Raw genomic sequence first — 21,242 nt, 5'->3', positions numbered from 1 at the left:
GGCACCACCCTAACGCGGTTCACCCGGAGAAACGGCACGGCCCAGGATGTGGGCGATCGACGGCGACAGCGGGCCCGCAGAGAAGCCGAAGCGCTCAATGTGCACCACCTGGAAGCCAGCGGCGCCGATCCCCTCAAGGGTGTTGCGGTTGGGATGGCAGCCTCCGGCCATATGCTGCCAGGCCGGAGTGAGCACGTCTTCGACTGCCGCGATAAACCGCTTGTCCGAGCGCACGTGCTCGTAGAACGCCAAGGTTCCGCCGGGACCGAGCACCCGGCGGATTTCCGCCAACGCCGCCGCCTAGTCGGCGACGCTGCAGAGGACAAGACTGACGACGACGGCGTCCGCCCCGCCGTCGTCCGCCGGAATGTTTTCGGCGGTTCCAGGAACAACCGTGACCGGCACCGGAGCGGCCTGCGCCTTGGCTCCGGCAAGCTCCCTGAGGTAGTCATCAGGTTCAACCGCGAGGACGCTTTCCACAGTGGCTGGGTACAGGCCGAACGACGAGCCCTCGCCGGCGCCGACCTCGATGACGCGGCCACGCAGCCCGGCAAGCAAGGTCCGCCGGTGCTCTGTGCCCCCGCGGAGGTTTATCGCCGGAACCGCCCGGGCATAGGCCCGCGCAAACCGCGGATGCTGCGGCGTCATGCCTCCGCCCCGGCACCCAGCAGGAACTCCAGCAGAACGCGGGCGTGGTTCACTTCGGGATCCTTGGCGCCATAGAGCAGCGTCACACGCTTTTTCCCGGCAGCCAACCCCAGCAACTGCTCCACGGCGGAATTCTGTTCCAGCTCGGCGAGGTATGCACGGCGGAAGTCCCCGAATCGCTCCTGCATATGAGCAAACTCGGTGCGCAGCGGCGGCGAGGGCGCTATTTCCTTGAGCCAGAGATCCAGGTGGGCCCGTTCTTTGGATACCCCTCGCGGCCAGAGCCGGTCCACCAGAACCCGGCAGCCGTCGTCGTCGCTTGCTTCGTCATAGATGCGCTTGATGGCCAAAACATCCTTGAGTTCCGTCATGGCCCGCATGCTACGGCACGTCCGCGTGCCACGGAACAAAGGGCGCCATGAAACAATTGGCCCATGGCTGAATCAACGCAGGGTACAGACACGCCCGCCACCGCCCCCATCAACGTTCCCGACAAGCCGGCCCTTGAAGGCCTCGAGGCTGCCCTGACGCGGCGCTGGCTGGACGAAGGAACCTACAAGTTCAACCCGGACACCACCCGGGAGCAGGTCTACTCGATCGACACTCCCCCGCCCACCGCATCCGGTTCGCTCCACGTGGGCCACATGTTCTCGTTCACGCAGACGGATGTCCAGGCCCGCTACATGCGCATGACCGGCAAGAACGTCTTCTACCCGATGGGCTGGGACGACAACGGGCTCCCCACTGAGCGCCGCGTGCAGAACTACTACGGCGTCCGCTGCGATCCCGCCATCCCCTACAACGCCGGCTACCGCCCGCCGGCACAGCCGGCGAAGAACCAGCGCGATTTCGACGTCGTCTCGCGCCAGAACTTCATCGAGCTCTGCGAGGAACTCGCCGTCGAGGACGAGAAGGTCTTCGAGAACCTGTTCCAGACCCTCGGCCTGTCCGTTGACTGGGACCTCACGTACCGCACGATCGACGACACCTCCCGTGCGGTGTCCCAGCGCGCCTTCATCGCCAACCTGAACGCCGGGGATGCCTACATGGCCGAGGCCCCCACCCTGTGGGACGTGACGTTCCGTACCGCCGTCGCCCAGGCCGAGCTGGAGGACCGCGACGTTGCCGGCGCGTACTACCGCTACCCCTTCTTCACCGCCGACGGCGAGAAGATCTACATCGAGACAACGCGTCCGGAACTGCTCGCCGCGTGCGCGGCGCTGGTGGCAAACCCCGACGACGAGCGCTACCAGCCGCTGTTCGGCAAGACCGTCAGGTCCCCCCTGTTCGACGTCGAGCTCGAGGTCAAAGCCCACGCGCTCGCCAAGGCGGACAAGGGCTCCGGCATCGCCATGGTCTGTACCTTCGGCGACCTGACCGACGTCACTTGGTGGCGCGAGCTGCAGTTGCCCACCCGTGCCATCATGGGCCGCGACGGACGCATCATCGCGGAAACCCCTGAGTGGATCACCACCGACGCCGGCAAGGAAGCCTACGCGGCGATTGCCGGCAAGACCGCGTTCTCCGCCAAGGAAACAGTGGTAGAGCTGCTCATTGCCGCAGATCTGCTGGATGGCGAACCCAAGAAGATCACGCACCCCGTGAACTTCTTCGAGAAGGGCGACAAGCCCCTCGAGGTTGTCACGTCGCGCCAGTGGTACATCCGCAATGGCGGGCGTGACGAGGACCGCCGCGAACGGTTGATCGCGCGCGGACACGAGATCGAGTTCCACCCGTCCTTCATGCGTTCCCGCTACGAGAACTGGATCTCCGGGCTCAACGGCGATTGGCTCGTTTCGCGCCAGCGGTTCTTCGGTGTGCCGATTCCCGTCTGGTACCCGCTGGATGCGCAGGGCAACCCGGACTACGAAAACCCGATCCTGCCGTCCGACGAATCCTTGCCCGTAGACCCCGCGGCGGACGCGGCACCCGGCTTCGACGAGTCCCAGCGCGAGCAGCCCAACGGCTTCATCGGCGACGCCGATGTCCTGGACACTTGGGCCACGTCGTCGCTGACTCCGCAGATCGTGGGCGGCTGGAGCCGTGATGAGGAACTATTCAGCAAGGTCTACCCCTTTGACCTCCGCCCCCAGGGCCACGACATCATCCGCACCTGGCTCTTCTCCTCGGCTGTCCGGGCAGATGCCCTGCAGGACAGCGCTCCCTGGAAGCACGCAGCCATCTCGGGCTGGATCCTGGACCCGGACCGCAAGAAGATGTCCAAGTCCAAGGGCAACGTGGTTGTTCCCACCGACGTCCTGAACGAATTCGGCTCGGACGCCGTCCGTTACTGGGCCGCCTCGGCCAAGCTCGGTGCGGACACGGCGTACGAGATCGCCCAGATGAAGATCGGCCGCCGCCTGGCCATCAAGTTGCTCAACGCCTCCAAGTTCGTGTTGAACCTGGGCGCCACGGAGAACTCGGTGGTCGGCTCGGACCTGTCCGTCCTGAGCAACCCCCTGGACCGCGCACTTTTGGCGCAGCTGGCCGACGTCGTGGCCCAGTCCACCAAGGCGTTCGACAACTACGACTACGCCCGCGCCCTGCAGATCACGGAATCGTTCTTCTGGCAGTTCACGGACGACTACGTGGAGCTCATCAAGGACCGTGCCTACGGTGCGGCCGGCGAGACTGAGCAGGCCTCCGTGCTTGCTGCCCTCGCCACCGCGCTGGATGCGCTATTGCGCCTCTTTGCGCCGTTCCTCCCCTTCGCCACCGAAGAGGTCTGGAGCTGGTGGCGCGCGGGTTCAGTCCACCGCGCGCCATGGCCGGCAGCCGTGGAAATCGTCGACGGCGACACCACGATGCTGGGCACCGTCGGCATCGCGCTGAGCGGCATCCGCAAGGCCAAGTCCGAAGCCAAAGTCAAGCAGCGCACCGAGGTTCTCTCCGCCACCATCAGCGCAACCGAGTCGTTCGTTGCACAACTGGAAGCCGGACTGGGAGACCTGAAGGCCGCGGCCAACGCACAGGAGATCTCACTGGTTGCAGGGGACGGCGAACTCACGGTGAGCGACGTTGTCCTGGCACCTGCCGAGGAGCCCGCGCAAGCGTAGTCCGTAAGGTGCCCGGGAGTTCCCGGGCAAAGGGGAAGCCCCATCAGCGTTTAGCCGTTGGTGGGGCTTCGACTCTTCGGCTGCCTGGTGACGTCTTGGCAGTCTGGCGGAATCCTCGGACTTTCAGGTCTTCCTACCTCGTCACTGGTAGCTTGCGTCCAACTTTGCCGAAGGCTGCGTCAGATACATATCACTGAATCTCTGGTTTCCGTGTCCCTCTTCTTTCGAAGTGGGTAAGTTCTATTCTTGACCTGCTCCCCAGCAAGCACAAGCCCTCTTCAGGAACTACTGGTATGTAATTCGGGGCTTCGTGGCGGGCGTCCGGGGTTCTGGGCATGGGTGCTTTGTGGCACAGTGTTGCTATGCCAGAACTTCCCGAAGTGGCCGGGTTGACTGCCTTCCTGGGCAGGAATCTTCTCGGTGCCGAACTGACGAAGATTCAGATCACTTCCTTTGCCGTGCTGAAGACGGCCGATCCCCCATACTCAGCCCTGGAGGGTCGAAAGATCGTCGGGGTGGAACGCTTCGGCAAGTTCGTCAGTCTCGACGCCGAAGGCATCCATTTCATCTTCCATCTCGCCAAAGCCGGGTGGCTGCGCTACACGGAACAGCCATCGCAAGCCCAGCTACGGATGGGCGGCAGCAATATCGCCGCGAGGCTCGGCTTCACCAAAAGCGACGGCTCGACGCCCGTCGGTGTGGACCTGACGGAGGCGGGAACGAAGAAAAGCCTGGCCATCTACGTGGTCCTCGACCCCTTGGACGTTCCCGGGATCGCGACGCTGGGCCCGGACCCGCTCGGCCCCGAATTCACCGAAGAAACACTGGCCGGAATCCTTGCCGCAAGCCCGCACCAGATCAAGGGGCTCCTCCGGAGCCAAAGCCTCATTGCGGGCATCGGCAATGCCTATAGTGACGAAATCCTTCACGCCGCGAAGATTTCACCGTTCGCGATCGCCAAGTCGCTGGACAAGGACACAACTCATGTCCTCTATGAGTCCATCGAAAGCATCCTGGGCGCGGCCGTCACCGCCGCAGTGGGGAAAGCCTCCAGCGAACTCAAGGACACGAAGCGCAGCACCATGCGGGTCCACGGCAAGGCAGGGCAGCCCTGCCCAGTGTGTGGAACCACGATCCGCGAGGTGTCCTTTGCCGACACGGCTTTACAGTACTGCCCTGTCTGCCAAACGAACGGAAAAATCCTCGCGGACCGCAGAACCTCGCGATTCCTGAAGTAGCCTGTGCCTCGAAGGACGGCCGAGGGTACTTCAATTCAGAAGCGTTGACTTCCCGCTAGTTGAATTCGGGGCTTTCCGTGCGGCTCCGCTTCAACTCGAAGAAGTGCGGGTAGCCGGCCAGGGTGACGGTGGCGTCCCAGATCAGGCCGGCTTCCTCGCCACGAGGAATACGGGTGAGGACCGGGCCGAAGAAGGCCGTGCCGTTGACGGCGACCACCGGCGTGCCGACGTCCTGGCCCACCAGGGAGATTCCCGCTTCGTGGCTGGCACGCAACTGGACATCGTATTCCTCGGAATCGGCAAAGCGGGCCAACTCGGCGGGCAAGCCGGTTTCAGCCAGTGCCTTGGAGATGACCTCGGCGAAATCCTTGACGCCTTCGTGGTGGATGAGTGAGCCCATCACGTCGTACAACGGCTTGATGTACTCATCGCCGTGCAGCTCGCGGGCAGCAATGATGACGCGGACCGGTCCCCAGCCCAGCTTCATCTTCTCAGTGTATTCAGCAGGCAGCTCGCGGCCTTCATTGAGGACGGAGAGACTCATGACGTTCCAGTTGGTCTCGATGCCACGGACGTCTTCGACTTCGCCGATCCAGCGGGAGGTCACCCAGGCAAAAGGGCACAGGGGATCGAACCAGAAATCAACCTTGTTGGCGGTCTGCTCGGGCACAGGGAACTCCTTGGGTAGGAAGAAAGGGACGCGGCTACCGGACGAACGGGGGTCCGGCACCAACCATGCAAACCCCAGGCTAGGCCGACTTATTCCGACGCTTCGCAACGACCTCGTGCGCGATCATGGTGGGCTGGCCCTTCTTGGCCACGGCGTCGGCGGTAATAACAACGCTCGCGATGTCATCCCTACTGGGCAGGTCGAACATGACCGGGAGCAGCACTTCCTCCATGATGGCGCGCAGGCCTCGGGCTCCGGTGCCGCGTTCCAAGGCTTGGTCCGCAATCGAGTCAAGGGCGTCATCGTCGAACAACAGCTCCACGCCGTCCAGCTGGAACATCTTCTGGTACTGCTTGATCAGGGCGTTCTTGGGCTTGGAGAGAATCTGGATGAGCGCGGAACGGTCGAGGTTGGACACGGTGGTGATCACGGGCAGGCGCCCGATGAATTCAGGAATGAGCCCGAACTTGAGCAGATCCTCCGGCATCACCTCGCCGTAGCTGTCCGCGTTGTCCTTGACCTCGTTGAGCGGGGCCCCGAAACCAATGCCTTTGCGGCCCGAGCGGGATCCGATGATGTCCTCGAGCCCGGCGAACGCACCGGCCACAATGAACAGCACGTTGGTGGTATCGATCTGGATGAATTCCTGATGCGGGTGTTTGCGTCCGCCCTGCGGCGGAACAGAAGCCACGGTGCCTTCGAGGATCTTCAGGAGCGCCTGCTGAACGCCTTCGCCGGAGACATCGCGCGTGATGGACGGGTTCTCGCTCTTGCGCGAAATCTTGTCGATCTCGTCGATGTAGATGATGCCCTGTTCGGCCTTCTTAACGTCATAGTCCGCGGCCTGGATGAGCTTCAGCAGGATGTTCTCGACGTCTTCGCCGACATATCCGGCCTCAGTCAGGGCCGTGGCATCGGCGACGGCGAAGGGGACGTTAAGACGGCGGGCCAGGGTTTGCGCCAAGTAGGTCTTGCCGCACCCGGTGGGGCCAATCAGCAGGATGTTGGATTTGGCGATCTCCACGTCTTCGTGGTGTCCGCCTTCACCAAGGCCGGTCTTGGGCGCGTGGCCCGCCTGGATGCGCTTGTAGTGGTTGTACACCGCGACGGCGAGGGAGCGCTTCGCGGGTTCCTGGCCGATCACGTACTCCTGGAGGAAATCGAAGATCTCCCTCGGCTTGGGCAACTCGAAGCTGCCAAGATCCGATACTTCCGCGAGTTCCTCTTCGATGATCTCGTTGCAGAGTTCGATGCACTCGTCGCAGATGTACACGCCGGGCCCGGCAATCAGCTTCCGCACCTGCTTCTGGCTCTTTCCGCAGAAAGAACACTTCAGCAGATCCGTGCTCTCGCCAATCCGAGCCATGTGGGAATCCCTTCGTTTCATGCGGGTGGTGCAGCCCCGTACCTATCTGCCAAGAACGGAAGATCGCAGCGGGGGCGCCACCATGACAACTTCCACTGTAGGTCACAATGGGCTGCTTGGGTTGAAACAGAACGCCGATGCGGCCCATATTTCCTGAACCGCACCGGCGTCGAGTTTTAGCCAGCTACCTGGCGATCGCCTGGGGCTTGATCTTGCGGGAATCGAGCACCTGGTCGATCAATCCATAGTCCATCGCCTCAGCGGCGGTGAGGATCTTGTCGCGCTCGATGTCATTGTTGACCTGCTCCGAGGTCCGGCCCGAGTGGTGGGCCAGCGTGTCCTCGAGCCACGTGCGCATGCGCATCACTTCGGCCGCCTGGATCTCAAGGTCCGAAGCCTGTCCACCCTGGCCGCCCGACAGGGCCGGCTGGTGGATCAGGACGCGGGCGTTCGGCAAAGCGAGGCGCTTACCGGGAGTGCCGGCTGCGAGCAGCACTGCTGCGGCGCTGGCGGCCTGGCCCAGGCAAACGGTCTGGATCTCGGGACGGATGTACTGCATGGTGTCGTAGATAGCCGTCATGGCCGTGAACGAACCGCCCGGGGAGTTGATGTACAACGTGATGTCGCGGTCCGGGTCCGTGGACTCGAGAACGAGCAGCTGGGCCATGATGTCGTCAGCCGAAGCGTCGTCAACCTGGACACCGAGGAAGATGATGCGGTCCTCGAAGAGCTTCGTGTACGGGTCCTGGCGCTTGAAGCCGTAGGGCGTGCGCTCCTCGAACTGCGGGAGGACGTAACGGCTGGACGGGAGATTACCGGCAGACCATCCAAAGTTGTAGTTCATTTTATTGCTCCTGATCTGAATGTTTCTTGGTGCCGGTTACTTCTCGGAGGTCGACGGGGTCTCGGAATTCGAGGAATTCGCCGTCCCGCCGCCGCCGGCGACCGATCCCGCGTGGGCAGAGATCTTGTCGAAGAAGCCGTAAGCGAGAGCCTCGGTTGCCGTGAACCACTTGTCGCGGTCGTTGTCCTTGAGGATGGTCTCCACGGTCTGTCCGGTCTGTTCGGCTGTCAGCTCGGCCATGACCTTCTTCATGTGCAGGATCAGCTCCGCCTGGATCTTGATGTCCGACGCCGTTCCACCGATGCCGCCGGAAGGCTGGTGCATCAGGATGCGTGCGTTCGGAGTGGCGTAGCGCTTGCCCTTGGTGCCCGAGGAAAGGAGGAACTGGCCCATGGAGGCCGCCAGCCCTGTGGCAACGGTCACGACGTCGTTCGGAATGAACTGCATCGTGTCGTAGATGGCCATGCCCGCAGTCACCGAGCCGCCGGGCGAGTTGATGTACAGGTAGATGTCCTTCTCCGGGTCTTCAGCGGAGAGGAGGAGGAGCTGGGAGCAGATCGCGTTGGCGTTTTCATCCCGGACTTCGGATCCGAGCCAGATGATGCGCTCTTTCAGCAGGCGGTTGTAGATGTAGTTGTCCTGGGCCGCTGGATCGACGGTTGCCATCCTGGGCGCATCTGCGTGCTGTGACATAAGTACTTACCTCTCGCTGGTGACAGGGCCATTGCTGAACTTGCCATCCCTGATCTTCACTACTTGGACACTAACCGTTTTCCACGGCGATTTGTTCTCCCGAATCGCACTGTTCGCTGACGGCGCACGATTGCCGAAGAGCTCGCTTTCGATGCTCACCGGGCTTAAACCAAGCCGCCCCCGGATCAAGGATCCGGGGGCGGCAAGAGTTGAAACTAGAACTTCACTGCAGCGGGGTCGTCGCTCGGAACAACGGCTGCCTCTTCGGCTTCCTCGACGGAGGCCTCTTCGCCTGCGGGGCGCACGAAGTCGCTGAGGTCGACCTTGTTGCCTTCGGAGTCGACAACCTCGGCCTGGCCGAGGACGACTGCGAGGGCCTTGCGGCGGCGTACCTCGGAAACCATCATGGGAACCTGGCCGCTCTGATCGATGATCTGGGCGAACTGGTTCGGGTCCATGCCGTACTGGCTTGCGGTGGTGACGATGTAGTCGATCAGCTCGTTCTGGCTGACGCTCACTTCTTCCTTGTCGGCAATGGCGTCAAGGATGATCTCGTTCTGGAAGGCGCGGGCCGTGTTGGCCTTGACCTCGGCGCGGTGCTCCTCGGTGTCGTGCTCGCCCTCACCGTGGGCGTTCTCGGCGTTGAAGTGCGCTTCGAGCTGCTCCTCAACCACGGAGTCCGGAACCGGAACCTCGATAAGCTCGACGAGCTTGTCCAAGACCTTGTCGCGGGCTTCGACGCCCTGGCCGACGACCTTGGACTCAGCGGCCTGCTTGGCAAGGTCTTCGCGCAGTTCGGCAAGGGTGTCGAACTCGGATGCCAGCTGGGCGAAATCGTCGTTGGCCTCGGGGAGCTCGCGCTCCTTGACGGTCTTGACCGCAACCTTGACCTGGGCTGCCTCGCCGGCGTGCTCGCCGCCAACCAGCGTGGTGTCGAAGATTGCTTCTTCTTCGGCGGAGAGACCGGTGACGGCCTCGTCGAGGCCTTCAAGCATGGTGCCGGCGCCAACCTGGTAGGACAGGCCGGTGGCGGAGTCGATCTCGGCGCCGTCGATCGTGGCGGTGATGTCGATGGTCAGGAAGTCACCATCGGCGGCCGGGCGGTCAACGGACTTCAGCGTGCCGAAGCGGCCGCGGAGCTCGTCGAGGGCCTTGTCGACGTCGGCGTCGGAGGAATCCGCTGCAGCGACCTCGACCTTGATGCCGGCGTAGTCCGGGAGTTCAACCTCGGGACGGACGTCGATCTCAACCTGGAACTTCAGTTCGCCGTCGGTCGAGGACGGGTCCGGAACCTCGGTGATCTCAACCTCGGGACGGCTCAGCGGGCGGAGGCCGGCTTCCTGGACGGCAGCCTGGTACCAGCCGTTGAGGCCATCGTTGATGGCGGTCTCCAGGACGTAGCCGCGTCCGACGCGCTGGTCAACCAGCTTGGAAGGAACCTTGCCCTTGCGGAACCCGGGAACCTGGATTTGCGAAGCTACGGTCTTGTAAGCGGCATCGATGCTCGGCTTCAGTTCCTCAAAGGGAACCTCAACGTTGAGCTTGACCCGCGTGGCGGTGAGGTTCTCGACAGCGCTCTTCACAGTCTAAGTACTCCTGGTTTTGTGGGATGGGGTTCTGCCGCGTCCCGGACCGGGACAGGCACACAGAGTCGGGGTGACAGGATTTGAACCTGCGACTTCCTGCTCCCAAAGCAGGCGCTCTAGCCAAGCTGAGCTACACCCCGTGAATGCACAGGACAGTCTACGGGCATCTCGCCGGAGAATGCACATTTGACACTTGGCCCCTGAATTAGGTTTAGTTATATCCGGCTTCAACAGCCACCGGAAAGATGCACGGACCACCCTGTGAGCTTCATAGGGATCCATGCAGTCTTGCCCGGGGACGTAGCTTAATGGTAAAGCCTCAGTCTTCCAAACTGATTACGCGGGTTCGATTCCCGTCGTCCCCTCCATGGAACGAAGGGCCCCTCACGGAGGGGCCCTTCGTGTTTTCAGGATGTACCCGGGTGAGCGCGGTGCACCCGGTCAGCGCCGGACGTCAGTTCTGGCAGCCGGGGCACCAATAGAGTTTGCGCGCGCCGAGCTCGGCCATCCCCACTGCTTCGCCGCATCGCCGACAAGCCTGTCCCTGCCGCTTGTAGACAAAGTGGGCCTCGCCGTCGAGCGCTTCTGCGTTCCCTCCGCTCCACAAAGCCGATGGCGTCGTAACAATCCGGCCGTCGCGGACGCCGTCGGACATCGCCGTCACGGTGTCATCCCACAGTCGTCCGGCGGTTTCCGGGTCCAGGGAGCTGCCCGGAGTCCACGGATCGACGCCCTGGCGGAACAGCACCTCCGCGCGATAGATGTTGCCGATTCCAGCCACGACCGCCTGGTCCATGAGGAGGAGCCCGACGGCGGTCTTGCGGCGCAGCAGGCGGCGGACAAACTCCTCGCGGTCGCCCGGGCGGTTGTGGAGCGGGTCCGGGCCCAAGCGGGCAAGGACGGCTGCGGCCTCTGCCTCGGTGATCGTCGCGCACGTGGTGGCGCCCCTGAGGTCCGCCCAGCCGTTCGTCGCAACAAGGCGCACGCGGACGGCACCCACGGGCTCAGGCGGGCCCGCGTAGCTGCTTCCCAGGCTTCCCGTGCCGGCTTCCTGGGAGAAACTCTCGCGTTCGCCGATCCGCCGCGGCGCCCCGATGCTCGAGGCTCCGCGGAAGGTCTCATCGCCACCGAAGCTCCACGCACCGTAGAGGCCCAGGTGGACATGCAGAAGCAGCCCGTGGCCAAAACGGAGGAAGAGCTGCTTGCCGTGCGCCGTCGCTTCGACCAGCTCGTGGCGGTCCAAAAGCGCTGCGCCCGCGACGAATCGGCCTTGTGGGCTGGAGACCTCCAGAACCTGCCCGGCAAAAACATCCTGGAACTGGCGTGCCAGGCGATGGATGGAATGCCCTTCAGGCATTAGGCAACGATTTCGCCGGTGTTCTCGTAGGTGGCGATCTTTCCGATGCGGCGCACGTGGCGTTCGTCGTTGCTGAACGGTTCTTCGAGGAAGGCCTCGATTAGTTCGGTGGCTTCCGCGACCGTGTGCTGGCGGCCGCCCACGGCGACGACGTTGGCGTCGTTGTGCTCTCGGGCCAGCTTCGCCGTGGAGAGGTTCCAGGCGAGCGCGGCCCGGACACCCTTGACCTTGTTCGCGGCAATTTGTTCGCCGTTGCCGGATCCGCCCAGGACGATGCCCAGTGCGTGAACGCCCGCCTCTTGGTCGGCGACCACGGCAGCGGCCGCGTTGATGCAGAACGAAGGGTAGTCATCGAGGGCGTCGTACACCTTGGGTCCGTGGTCAACGACGTCGTAGCCCTTGGCCGTCAAGTGGTTTACGAGGTGGGCGCTCAGCTCCATGCCGGCGTGGTCCGTGGCGATGTGGACGCGGGGTGTGGTCACAGGAAGTCCATTCAGTCTGGCGCGCGCGGCAAAGCCGGGCGCGGCGGTGAGGGATGCGGTTCCTAGGTTACTAGGATCGGGCACCGGCCCACCTCTTAAGACGAACCGGGGACCCTCGGCCTCACGGGGCCGGAGGCTGCTCGCCGCGCTGGGCACGCGCAGCGACCCGGTTCAGGATTCCCGCGAGCCGGTCCGCAGTGGCCGAGGTCCCGGCGCTGAACGCCACCCTCCGGCCGCTGACCTGGCGGACGACGACGGCGGGACCGCTGCTGACGAGCATGGCCGTGGCTCCTCCGTGGTGCCGGAGTCCCCACCCGCCGAAGTCGGCGGCCCTGACTTCCTGGGCGGCCGCGCCTGCGATATCCACGGCAGGCACCGTGAGCACCCTGAGTACGCCCGCGACGAAGACCTGCACCCCGCCCCGGTCCGCCCGCACCCGGACGAACAGGAAACACGCCCCGACGACGGCGACCACGGCCAGCAATGCCCCCAACCACGGGAGCGCAATCGCGATCAACATGGCGGGGAACAAGGTGGCCACGCAGATCATCACGAACACCGAACTCCGGGCGTGGACCCACAGCAACATGGAATCCTCCGCCAAGCCGGGGTCTTCCGTCCGGATCCTTTCGGCCTCGAGGGCCGCGTCGTCTTCCGGTGTCCAGCGCGGATCAGGCTTGAATGCCATCATCATGACGACGCCGAGGGGCAACGCCGCGCCCGAGCCCAACGCGAGGACGGTCGGATCGACGTGCGAGCTGCGGGCGTCGGCGAGGCCCGTTTGCCCCACGAGTCCGGCGGCCAGCACAGCGGTGATGAAGAGGGTCACCATGAGGCCCATGCCCATCATGACCCGGCGCATCATCACGGGCCGGGAAAGGGGAACGGCCTGGATGAACACGAGCCAGCCTGCCACGACCAGAATCCCTCCTCCGCCCAGGACATAGGCCAGGAACGGCGCAAAGCTGGTTCCGCCGTCGGCGTTCCACGCGATGGCGACAGGATCCGGAAGGTTGTTGCGCAGCATGAGTGCGCACACGGCGAACGCGGCGGCGAGCAGCAGCGGAAATGCCACCGCAAAGCGGAGTGCCCGGAGGTCCAAGGAGTCGCGCATCTTTCCCATATTCCAACGCTACCCCGAGCGGGCGACACTGTGATCGAGCTTCCTTGCCAAGCCGGAATCAAGTGAAAGAATGACTTCACAGCGCCGGCGCTGGCTGAAACCAACCGGCTTCTCGAAACCATTCTTGGAGGCAACCCTTGCCAGGCCTGAACCTGACGCGCGCCGAAGCCGGAGAGCGCGCAGAATTGATCTCCGTGAGTTCGTATGACGTCACCCTCGACTTGACGAGGGGCGCCACGGTCTTCGGCTCCACCACGGTGGTGAAGTTCTCCGCCGTCGAGGGCTCATCGAGCTTTATCGACGCGATCACGGACACCGTGCACAGCGTGACCCTGAACGGCACGGATCTCGATCCCGCGGCGGTGTCCGACGGTGTCCGCATCCAGCTGCCCGGGCTCGCCGCCGAAAACGAACTGACGATAGTCGCCGACGCCCCCTACATGAACACGGGTGAAGGCCTGCACCGCTTCGTGGACCCGGTGGACAACGAGGTCTATCTGTACACACAGTTCGAGGTGCCGGATTCGCGCCGCATGTTCGCCGTGTTCGAGCAACCGGACCTGAAAGCAGAGTTCACGTTCACGGTCACTGCGCCCTCGCACTGGGACCTGATCTCCAACTCGCCCACTCCGGTTCCCGTGGAAACCACCCCCGGGAACGACGGCGGGGCGCGCTCCGTCTGGAGCTTCACCCCCACTCCCCGTATCTCCTCCTACGTCACCGCCTTGATCGCGGGACCGTACCAATCGGTGCGCAGCAAGGTCACGAGCTCCGATGGCCGCGTCATCCCGCTCGGCGTGTTCGCCCGCAAGTCCCTCATGCAGTACCTGGACGCCGACAACATCTTCGAACTGACCCGCCAGGGATTTGAGTTCTTCGAGGCCCAGTTCGGATTCCCGTATCCCTTCGAGAAGTACGATCAGCTCTTCGTTCCCGAGTTCAATGCCGGCGCCATGGAAAACGCCGGCGCCGTGACCATCCTCGAGGGCTACGTCTTCCGCGGAAAAGTCACCGGTGCCCAGATCGAGCGCCGCGCCATCACCGTGCTGCATGAACTGGCCCACATGTGGTTCGGGGACCTTGTCACGATGCGCTGGTGGAACGACCTCTGGCTCAACGAGTCGTTTGCCGAGTACATGTCCCACCTCGCCGCGGTCGAAAACACCGAATTCGACCGGGCCTGGACCACGTTTGCCTCGGTGGAGAAGTCCTGGGCGTACCGGCAGGACCAGTTGCCCACGACGCACCCGATTTTCGCCGAGATCAACGACCTCCAGGACGTCGAGGTCAACTTCGATGGCATCACCTATGCCAAGGGAGCTTCCGTGCTGAGGCAGTTGGTTGCCTGGGTGGGACCGGAAGAGTTCATGGCCGGAGTCCGCGAATACTTCCGGAAGCATGCGTGGCAGAACACCGAGCTCGTGGACCTCATGAAGGAACTCGAAGCTGCCAGCGGCCGCGACCTGGACCAGTGGGGCAAGCTCTGGCTCGAGACTGCCGGAGTCAACACCCTCTCCCCCGAGCTCGAGGTCGACGCCGACGGCACCATCACGTCTTTCGCGATCGTGCAGACGGCCATCGAGGAGCAGCCGACACTGCGGCCGCACCGCCTCGCCGTCGGGTTCTACAACCTCTCCGCCGAGGGCAAACTTGAGAGGACCCACAGGGAGGAGCTCGACGTCGACGGCACCCGGACCGAGGTCCCCTCCCTTTCCGGAATGGCACGCCCGGATCTCGTCCTGCTCAACGACGACGACCTCGCCTACGCCAAAGTGCGGCTCGACCCCACCTCCTTGGCCACCGCGAAGACCCACCTGAAGGACTTTGCGGGCAGCCTGCCGCGAACCCTCGTGTGGGGCTCGGCCTGGGATGCGGCCCGCGACGGCGAAACCCCGGCCCGTGGCTACGCCGATCTGATCCTGGCGAACATCGCATCCGAGACCGATTCGTCCGTGATCCAGACCCAGCTCCGCCAGCTGGCGACCACCCTCACCTACTACGTCGCAGCGGAGCACAAGGATGCGGCGACCGTGGCTGCGGCGGACAAGCTCTGGGAACTCTCGAGCACCGCGGCCGCAGGATCGGACGCCCAGCTCCAATTCGTGAAGTCCTTCGCGCTGCTTGCGGCGAGCAACCCGCAATTGGACAACGTCCAGGCGCTCCTCGACGGCGGCACGGTCCTCGATGGCCTGACAGTCGACCAGGACTTGCGTTGGGAACTTCTCACCGCACTGGTGGTGGGCGGGCGCCAAGGCCAGGACCGGATCGACGCCGAGCTGGAGCGCGACCACACCGCCAATGGCCAGAACGCCGCCGCCCTGGCAGCGGCGGCCCTTCCCACTCCCGAGGCGAAGGCCGCAGCGTGGAAGAAGATCGTGGTCACGGGCGAGCTTTCCAACGCCATTCAGAGCTCCGCCGTCACGGGCTTCACGCGCGTGTTGGACACCTCCCTGTTGGAGCCGTACGCCGAAGAGTACTTTGAGGCAGTGCCCGAGATCGTTGCCAACCGCACCCACGCGCTGGCCCAGCAGATCGTCGTCGGGCTTTATCCAGCGCAGCTGACCACCCAAGCCACGGTTGACCGTACGGACAAGTTCCTCGCTGAACTGCCGGCAGACAGCAGCGCCCTGCGGCGCATGATGCTGGAAAACCGCGACGGCGTTGCCCGCGCTTTGAAGGCCCGCGCGGCAGACCTCTAGAAGCGGTCGGGTAAGTCACCAACAGGCCCCGGTTCCGCTTCAACGGAACCGGGGCCTTTCCGTGCGCCGTCCGGGAAAGCGCCGCCGCTAGACTTTCCGCATGAGCCTCGACGAACACCACTACTCCCTGACCGTGCGCTGGACCGGCAATCTGGGCACAGGGACTTCCAGCTACCGCGGCTATACCAGGGACCACGACGTCGAGATCCCCGGCCTGCCCGTCCTGAAGGGATCCTCGGACCCCACCTTCCATGGCGACCGTAGCCGGTACAACCCCGAACAGCTGCTCCTCACCGCCCTGTCGCAGTGCCACATGCTGTCTTTCCTGCACGTCGCCGTCAAGCACGGCGTGGTGGTCACCGACTATGTCGACCATGCCGAAGGCATGATGAGGCTCAATCGCGATGGCAGCGGCCAGTTCGAGAACGTCACCTTGAAGCCGCAAGTCACGGTCGCGGACGCGGCCCACATTTCCCTCGTGGACGAATTGCACCATGAGGCCAACCAGGTCTGCTTCATCGCCCGGAGCGTCAATTTTCCTGTTCTTCATGAGCCGGGCACGACGGCGGCCGCGGGCTAACCAGACGAGGGGAATGCTGTTCCGCCGGGAATCACGATGCGGATCCGGCCACGCTACGGCGATAGGGTTGAGCGTGGACAGAGTGTTCAGCGCCCGGCAATCAAGGGCCCGGCGAACAATTGGATCCCGTGAGGAGCATTCCCGCACATGAACGTCGCCTCGTCGACCGACAACATCGTGGCCGATGCAGCCAAAATCGATTACGCGTCAATCTTCGTGACGCTGGGCATCGGATTGGTGTTCTGGGTTGTGGCCCGGTTCATCATCCTGCGTATTACCCGCAGGGTGGCCGAGGGCACCAGTTTCTTCAAGAAACCGCATTTCAGGTGGGTTCAGCCCGCCTTCCGGGCGCTCGACCATGAACGGCGTGCCCAACGCGCGCACACCATCGGCTCCTTGCTGACCAGCGTGCTGAGCGTGGTGGTGGTGGTCATCGTCATCATCTACGTCCTCAAATACCTGAACGTGGACATTGCGCCGCTACTCACGAGCGTCGGTATTTTGGGTGTCGCCATCGGCTTCGGCGCCCAACAGCTCATCCGCGATTTCCTGTCCGGCATCTTCATCACCATCGAGGACCAGTTCGGGATCGGCGATGTGATCGTCACCACCGAAGTGATCGGCACCGTCGAATCGGTAGGCCTGCGGATCACCCGGCTCCGGGCCGAAGACGGCGCCATCTGGTATCTGCGCAACGGAGAAATCCTGAGGGTGGGCAACCGCTCACAAGGCGACTACGTGCCGGAGGAACCAGCTGATCCGGACGTTCCGCCTGCACCCCCAGGCACAGCGCCTGCCGAAACCGCGGCATCGGGCGCGCCTCAATCCCCGAAGGAATCCCTCAAGATTCAAGAGCAGAAAGCAGGTGAGTGACGTGGGCAGCCAGCCGGAAGCCACAGCGCCGCAGCCGGCCGAACGGCGGCAACTGATGCAAAACGATCCCTTCAGCCAGCCGGCCTACACGGACAGCTTCTACGAGGCCATCGGTGGCCACGAGACATTCGTGAAGCTCATCGATGTCTTCTACGACGGCGTCGCCGGAGATCCGTTGCTCCGGCCCATGTACCCGGAACAAGACCTCGCCCCCGCTAAGCGACGGTTCCTCATGTTCCTTGAGCAGTATTGGGGCGGTCCGGGCACCTACAGCGAGGAACGCGGACATCCCCGCTTGAGGATGCGGCACATGCCGTTCCAGGTGACACCCGAAGCCAAGGACCGCTGGCTCTTCCACATGCGCGCGGCGGTGGATTCGCTTGGCTTGTCGCCGCTTCACGAAGGTACCCTGTGGGACTACATGGAGCGGGCTGCGCTCACGATGGTCAACAGCCCGTCAGTCCACCAGCCCTGAGTTTGTAGGACGGTGCCGTGTAGCCAGGGGAACGGCTCGGGATTGGACCGGAACTGGGCCCGGATTGGCTCGGGTTCAGGGGCCTAGCGGGCCTGGAAGCCCAGGCCTGATCCGGATCGTGCCAGGATGTGGCCCCGGCTCCCGCTGAGCCGGAACCAGCGGCCGTTGCGGAAGAGCCGGTGTTCCCCGTCGCCAAGGAAGCCGAGCGCCAAGGCCGCGAACGCCGCGCCAGCGGGCACGCCGTAGAGGCCCGGAATCTCCCGTCCCCACACCGCGGCCCTGGCGTTGTTGACGATCAATGCGCCGGGCTGTTCCGGAACAATCCCGGCCACCTCGGCAATGCCCGCATTCGCTACGGACTTGAGCTCGGCGTCGGGCACAGAACCCAGAGGCTCCCAGCCTCCGCGGGGAGCCCCGACTCCCGCCCACGATTCGGAAACGGTCGACGGCGGGATCGGAAGCTCGACGTCGTCGGCACCGGAACGCGCCAAGCGGTCCAGGACCGAGGACAGCGTCACGGTGACGTCCGCGTGCGCGTCATCGGCGAGGGCGATGGTCCGTAGCCCGAGAATGGTGGGGGTCGATTCGCCCAGGAGGCGCGGCCTCAAGACGCACACATATGCCGCCAGGACGCGCCCGGACGCCTGCAGCCTGATGGCGCCATCGTCGATGCTCTTGGCACGCGTGACATAAGTGCGGAGGTCCGCCAGATCACGGGGATCGACGAAATGGAGGGACTGGGTCAATACATCGGACACATCATCGACTCTACCGGCATGTCCGCGGTTGAGAGGGGTCAGGGTGGCGTCTAGAGTCGAACCATGACTGACGCGCATGCCGGCCTGGACCATCAGGTTGCCCTTGAGGACCCCACATCCACCCTCATCGAACTGTTGTCCCTGGCCGACTTCGACGGCGCGAGGACAGCCGAGGACATCTTCCTTGGACCGTCGCAGAAACAGCCGCGCCACCGGGTGTTCGGCGGCCAGGTGCTCGCCCAATCGCTCGTGGCCGGCATGCGCACCGTGGAGGAGGACCGGACGGTCCATTCGATGCACGGCTATTTCCTTCGTCCGGGAGACGCCAACCGGCCCATCACGTTCAGCGTCGAACGGCTGCGTGACGGTCGCTCATTCTCCGCGCGCCGAGTGCACGCTTACCAGGAAGGCCAACCGATCCTGTCGATGATCGCGTCCTTCCAGACAGAAGCCGGGGGCGTGGAACACCAGTCCTCGATGCCTGCCGGAATCCCGGATCCCGAAACCCTGCCGAGCACCGCGGAGCTTCTGCAGAAGTACGACCACCCGTTTGCCCGCCACATGTCCTTCGAGCGGCCCTTCGATGTCCGCCACGTGGATCCCGCGATCTACGTGGAAGCGCCCGAGGACCGGGTAGCCAGCAATGCCGTCTGGATGAAGACTTTCGGCCCGATGCCCGACGATCCCAACCTTCATCTGGCTGCCCTGGCGTACGCGAGCGACTACACCATCCTGGAATCGGTGCTCCGCAAGAACGGATTGAGCTGGATGACTCCTGGAATGAGCGTCGCGAGCCTGGACCACGCCATGTGGTGGCATCGCCCGGTCCGCGTGGACGAGTGGCTTCTCTACGTGCAGGAGTCCCCCAGCGCCCAAGGCGCCCGCGGACTTGCCACGGGCAAGATCTTCAGCCGGGATGGCCGGCACGTCGCCACGGTGGCACAGGAAGGCATGCTCCGGATCCCGTCGTAGCTGCCCGCGACGCCGCCGCAAGACGGCCGAGATCCCGCGAAGCAATAATTCTGCGCAACACAAAGGCCGGCGCCCTGGAAGAAGATCCAGGGCGCCGGCCTTTTGCGGTGCAATCCGCTTTTAGTCGCGGGTCAGCTTGCGGTGCGTGACGCGGTGGGGCTTGGCAGCGTCCGGACCGAGGCGTTCCACCTTGTTCTCCTCGTAGGACTCGAAGTTGCCCTCGAACCAGTACCACTTCGACGGGTTCTCCTCGTCGCCCTCGTAGGCGAGGATGTGGGTGGCAACCCGGTCGAGGAACCACCGGTCGTGCGAGACCACGACGGCGCAGCCGGGAAACTCGAGCAGGGCGTTCTCAAGGCTGCTGAGGGTTTCGACGTCGAGGTCGTTGGTGGGTTCGTCAAGAAGCAGGAGGTTTCCGCCCTGCTTCAGGGTCAGCGCCAGGTTGAGGCGGTTGCGCTCACCACCGGAGAGCACGCCGGCCTTCTTCTGCTGGTCCGGTCCCTTGAAGCCGAAAGCCGCGACGTACGCGCGCGACGGCATCTCAACATGGCCGACCTGGATGAAGTCCAGTCCGTCCGAGACGACCTCCCACAGGGTCTTGTTGGGGTCGATGCCGCCACGGCTCTGGTCGGCGTAGGAGATCTTGACCGAGTCACCGATCTTGAGGTCGCCGCCGTCGAGCGGTTCCAGCCCGACGATGGTCTTGAACAGCGTGGTCTTGCCCACACCGTTGGGACCGATGACACCGACGATGCCGTTACGGGGAAGCGTGAAGGAAAGCCCGTCGATCAGGGTCCGGTCATCAAAGCCCTTCTGCAGGTTCTTCGCTTCCAGAACCAGGCCGCCCAGACGCGGTCCCGGCGGGATCTGGATTTCCTCGAAGTCGAGCTTCCTGGTGCGGTCAGCCTCAGCTGCCATTTCCTCGTACCGGGCCAGGCGCGCCTTAGACTTGGTCTGGCGGCCCTTGGCGTTGGAGCGGACCCACTCAAGTTCCTCCGTGAGGCGCTTGGCCTGCTTGGCGTCCTTCTTGCCCTGGATTTCGAGGCGGGCGCGCTTCTTCTCCAGGTACGTGGAGTAGTTGCCTTCATAGGGGTAAAGGCGTCCTCGGTCTACTTCACAGATCCACTCGGCGACGTGGTCCAGGAAGTAGCGGTCGTGAGTGATGGCGAGGACGGCACCGGGGTAGGAAGAGAGGTGCTGCTCCAGCCACAGGACGCTTTCGGCGTCCAAGTGGTTTGTGGGCTCGTCAAGAAGCAGGAGGTCAGGCTTCTGCAGCAGGAGCTTGCAGAGCGCTACCCGGCGGCGCTCGCCACCGGACAGGACAGTCACGTCGGAATCGCCCGGCGGGCAGCGAAGCGCGTCCATGGCCTGCTCGAGCTGGGAATCGATGTCCCACGCATCTGCAGCGTCGATGGCTTCCTGGAGGTGGCCCATTTCCTCCAGCAGGGTGTCGTAGTCGGCGTCCGGGTTGGCCATTTCCTCGGAGATCGCGTTGAAGCGCTGGATCTTCGAGTAGATCTCGCCCACGCCTTCCTGGACGTTGCCCAGGACGGTCTTTTCCTCGTTCAGGGGCGGCTCCTGCAGGAGGATGCCCACGGAATAGCCGGGGCTGAGGCGGGCTTCGCCGTTCGACGGTGTGTCGATACCAGCCATGATCTTCAGGATCGTGGATTTGCCGGCTCCGTTCGGGCCGACGACGCCGATCTTCGCGCCAGGGAAGAACGACATGCTGACATCGTCCAGGATTAGTTTTTCGCCAACGGCCTTGCGAGCCTTGGTCATCGTATAAATGAATTCCGCCATGCCGTTAAATCTAATGGGT

At 63.9% G+C, this 21,242-nt stretch carries 20 protein-coding genes and 2 tRNA genes; 8 read left to right on the top strand and 14 right to left on the bottom strand.

Annotation, left to right across the window (positions count from 1 at the left end; genetic code table 11):
- Positions 1–9: 9 nt before the first annotated feature.
- Genes BMF89_RS22510 through BMF89_RS19360 form a run of 3 tightly spaced genes read right to left on the bottom strand, consistent with a single transcriptional unit; the run spans position 10 to position 1,019 of the window.
- A complete protein-coding gene (locus BMF89_RS22510; RefSeq protein ID WP_253190904.1) occupies positions 10–291 on the bottom strand; it encodes a hypothetical protein in 282 nt (93 codons plus the stop codon).
- 9 nt (positions 292–300) lie between these two features.
- Positions 301–648 (bottom strand): class I SAM-dependent methyltransferase, encoded by a 348-nt coding sequence (locus BMF89_RS22505; protein ID WP_253190903.1) that lies wholly within the window; start codon positions 646–648, stop codon positions 301–303.
- The gene (locus BMF89_RS19360) at positions 645–1,019 is read right to left on the bottom strand and encodes a DUF488 family protein (RefSeq protein WP_078108676.1); all 375 of its coding nucleotides are present in this window, start codon (positions 1,017–1,019) and stop codon (positions 645–647) included. Before BMF89_RS19360 ends, BMF89_RS22505 begins: the two co-directional genes overlap by 4 nt.
- Positions 1,020–1,082: 63 nt before the next feature.
- Between BMF89_RS19360 and valS the strand changes: the two genes are divergently transcribed.
- Entirely contained in the window at positions 1,083–3,704 is a 2,622-nt protein-coding gene (gene valS, locus BMF89_RS19355; RefSeq protein WP_078108675.1) for a valine--tRNA ligase, read from the top strand.
- Positions 3,705–4,066: 362 nt separating this feature from the next.
- On the top strand, positions 4,067–4,942 hold the full coding sequence (locus BMF89_RS19350; RefSeq protein ID WP_078108674.1) for a DNA-formamidopyrimidine glycosylase family protein: 876 nt from the start codon (positions 4,067–4,069) through the stop codon (positions 4,940–4,942).
- Positions 4,943–4,997: 55 nt separating this feature from the next.
- On the opposite strand, the gene BMF89_RS19345 is transcribed toward BMF89_RS19350, so the two are convergent.
- The 6 genes from BMF89_RS19345 to BMF89_RS19320 all read right to left on the bottom strand — a co-directional run bounded on the left by BMF89_RS19345 (position 4,998) and on the right by BMF89_RS19320 (position 10,241).
- On the bottom strand, positions 4,998–5,612 hold the full coding sequence (locus tag BMF89_RS19345) for a disulfide bond formation protein DsbA (RefSeq protein WP_078108673.1): 615 nt from the start codon (positions 5,610–5,612) through the stop codon (positions 4,998–5,000).
- Positions 5,613–5,691: 79 nt separating this feature from the next.
- On the bottom strand, positions 5,692–6,978 hold the full coding sequence (gene clpX / locus BMF89_RS19340; protein WP_078108672.1) for an ATP-dependent Clp protease ATP-binding subunit ClpX: 1,287 nt from the start codon (positions 6,976–6,978) through the stop codon (positions 5,692–5,694).
- A gap of 184 nt (positions 6,979–7,162) precedes the next feature.
- Entirely contained in the window at positions 7,163–7,822 is a 660-nt protein-coding gene (locus BMF89_RS19335) for an ATP-dependent Clp protease proteolytic subunit (protein ID WP_078108671.1), read from the bottom strand.
- A gap of 36 nt (positions 7,823–7,858) precedes the next feature.
- Complete coding sequence (locus BMF89_RS19330; RefSeq protein WP_078108670.1) at positions 7,859–8,488, bottom strand: ATP-dependent Clp protease proteolytic subunit; 630 nt, start codon at positions 8,486–8,488, stop codon at positions 7,859–7,861.
- A gap of 242 nt (positions 8,489–8,730) precedes the next feature.
- Positions 8,731–10,098: a trigger factor gene (gene tig / locus BMF89_RS19325; RefSeq protein WP_078108669.1), complete on the bottom strand. Its 1,368-nt coding sequence runs from the start codon at positions 10,096–10,098 to the stop codon at positions 8,731–8,733.
- A 68-nt stretch (positions 10,099–10,166) separates the two neighbouring features.
- A tRNA-Pro gene (locus BMF89_RS19320) sits at positions 10,167–10,241 on the bottom strand.
- Positions 10,242–10,395: 154 nt separating this feature from the next.
- On the opposite strand from BMF89_RS19320, the gene BMF89_RS19315 reads away from it, so the two are divergent.
- Positions 10,396–10,469: transfer RNA gene (locus BMF89_RS19315), tRNA-Gly, on the top strand.
- Positions 10,470–10,555: 86 nt separating this feature from the next.
- Here the strand turns inward: BMF89_RS19315 and BMF89_RS19310 are convergent.
- From BMF89_RS19310 to BMF89_RS19300, 3 genes are all read right to left on the bottom strand, one after another.
- Positions 10,556–11,458: a DNA-formamidopyrimidine glycosylase family protein gene (locus BMF89_RS19310; protein ID WP_078108668.1), complete on the bottom strand. Its 903-nt coding sequence runs from the start codon at positions 11,456–11,458 to the stop codon at positions 10,556–10,558.
- A complete protein-coding gene (locus tag BMF89_RS19305) occupies positions 11,458–11,940 on the bottom strand; it encodes a ribose-5-phosphate isomerase (RefSeq protein ID WP_078108667.1) in 483 nt (160 codons plus the stop codon). Before BMF89_RS19305 ends, BMF89_RS19310 begins: the two co-directional genes overlap by 1 nt.
- 121 nt (positions 11,941–12,061) lie before the next feature.
- Complete coding sequence (locus BMF89_RS19300) at positions 12,062–13,063, bottom strand: hypothetical protein (RefSeq protein WP_078108666.1); 1,002 nt, start codon at positions 13,061–13,063, stop codon at positions 12,062–12,064.
- Between the two features lie 137 nt (positions 13,064–13,200).
- Here BMF89_RS19300 and pepN point away from each other — a divergent pair, with 137 nt between their 5' ends.
- The 4 genes from pepN to BMF89_RS19280 all read left to right on the top strand — a co-directional run bounded on the left by pepN (position 13,201) and on the right by BMF89_RS19280 (position 17,690).
- A complete protein-coding gene (pepN, locus tag BMF89_RS19295; RefSeq protein ID WP_078108665.1) occupies positions 13,201–15,762 on the top strand; it encodes an aminopeptidase N in 2,562 nt (853 codons plus the stop codon).
- Positions 15,763–15,862: 100 nt separating this feature from the next.
- A complete protein-coding gene (locus tag BMF89_RS19290) occupies positions 15,863–16,342 on the top strand; it encodes an OsmC family protein (RefSeq protein ID WP_078108664.1) in 480 nt (159 codons plus the stop codon).
- 147 nt (positions 16,343–16,489) lie between these two features.
- Positions 16,490–17,215, top strand: a complete 726-nt coding sequence (locus tag BMF89_RS19285; RefSeq protein WP_078108663.1) for a mechanosensitive ion channel domain-containing protein — start codon at positions 16,490–16,492, stop codon at positions 17,213–17,215.
- Positions 17,216–17,270: 55 nt separating this feature from the next.
- On the top strand, positions 17,271–17,690 hold the full coding sequence (locus BMF89_RS19280) for a globin (RefSeq protein WP_139359747.1): 420 nt from the start codon (positions 17,271–17,273) through the stop codon (positions 17,688–17,690).
- An 83-nt stretch (positions 17,691–17,773) separates the two neighbouring features.
- Here the strand turns inward: BMF89_RS19280 and BMF89_RS19275 are convergent, their stop codons facing one another.
- Positions 17,774–18,448, bottom strand: a complete 675-nt coding sequence (locus tag BMF89_RS19275; RefSeq protein WP_078108661.1) for a hypothetical protein — start codon at positions 18,446–18,448, stop codon at positions 17,774–17,776.
- 63 nt (positions 18,449–18,511) lie between these two features.
- On the opposite strand from BMF89_RS19275, the gene tesB reads away from it, so the two are divergent.
- Positions 18,512–19,420, top strand: a complete 909-nt coding sequence (tesB, locus tag BMF89_RS19270) for an acyl-CoA thioesterase II (protein WP_078108660.1) — start codon at positions 18,512–18,514, stop codon at positions 19,418–19,420.
- A 120-nt stretch (positions 19,421–19,540) separates the two neighbouring features.
- On the opposite strand, the gene ettA is transcribed toward tesB, so the two are convergent.
- Positions 19,541–21,223 (bottom strand): energy-dependent translational throttle protein EttA, encoded by a 1,683-nt coding sequence (gene ettA / locus BMF89_RS19265; RefSeq protein ID WP_078108659.1) that lies wholly within the window; start codon positions 21,221–21,223, stop codon positions 19,541–19,543.
- Positions 21,224–21,242: the final 19 nt, after the last annotated feature.

The organism is Arthrobacter sp. SRS-W-1-2016, assembly GCF_002009585.1.
Classification (GTDB): domain Bacteria; phylum Actinomycetota; class Actinomycetes; order Actinomycetales; family Micrococcaceae; genus Arthrobacter; species Arthrobacter bambusae_A.
This window is presented reverse-complemented; position numbering and strand designations above follow the sequence as displayed.

Coding starts and splice junctions, on each gene's coding strand:
- BMF89_RS19285 (WP_078108663.1), top strand. CDS start 16,490: ATGAACGTCGCCTCGTCGACCGACAACATCGTGGCCGATGCAGCCAAA.
- ettA (WP_078108659.1), bottom strand. CDS start 21,223: ATGGCGGAATTCATTTATACGATGACCAAGGCTCGCAAGGCCGTTGGC.
- BMF89_RS19360 (WP_078108676.1), bottom strand. CDS start 1,019: ATGACGGAACTCAAGGATGTTTTGGCCATCAAGCGCATCTATGACGAA.
- tesB (WP_078108660.1), top strand. CDS start 18,512: ATGACTGACGCGCATGCCGGCCTGGACCATCAGGTTGCCCTTGAGGAC.
- BMF89_RS19335 (WP_078108671.1), bottom strand. CDS start 7,822: ATGAACTACAACTTTGGATGGTCTGCCGGTAATCTCCCGTCCAGCCGT.
- BMF89_RS19310 (WP_078108668.1), bottom strand. CDS start 11,458: ATGCCTGAAGGGCATTCCATCCATCGCCTGGCACGCCAGTTCCAGGAT.
- BMF89_RS19330 (WP_078108670.1), bottom strand. CDS start 8,488: ATGGCAACCGTCGATCCAGCGGCCCAGGACAACTACATCTACAACCGC.
- BMF89_RS19350 (WP_078108674.1), top strand. CDS start 4,067: ATGCCAGAACTTCCCGAAGTGGCCGGGTTGACTGCCTTCCTGGGCAGG.
- BMF89_RS19280 (WP_139359747.1), top strand. CDS start 17,271: ATGCAAAACGATCCCTTCAGCCAGCCGGCCTACACGGACAGCTTCTAC.
- BMF89_RS19290 (WP_078108664.1), top strand. CDS start 15,863: ATGAGCCTCGACGAACACCACTACTCCCTGACCGTGCGCTGGACCGGC.
- clpX (WP_078108672.1), bottom strand. CDS start 6,978: ATGGCTCGGATTGGCGAGAGCACGGATCTGCTGAAGTGTTCTTTCTGC.
- BMF89_RS19300 (WP_078108666.1), bottom strand. CDS start 13,063: ATGGGAAAGATGCGCGACTCCTTGGACCTCCGGGCACTCCGCTTTGCG.
- valS (WP_078108675.1), top strand. CDS start 1,083: ATGGCTGAATCAACGCAGGGTACAGACACGCCCGCCACCGCCCCCATC.
- BMF89_RS22505 (WP_253190903.1), bottom strand. CDS start 648: ATGACGCCGCAGCATCCGCGGTTTGCGCGGGCCTATGCCCGGGCGGTT.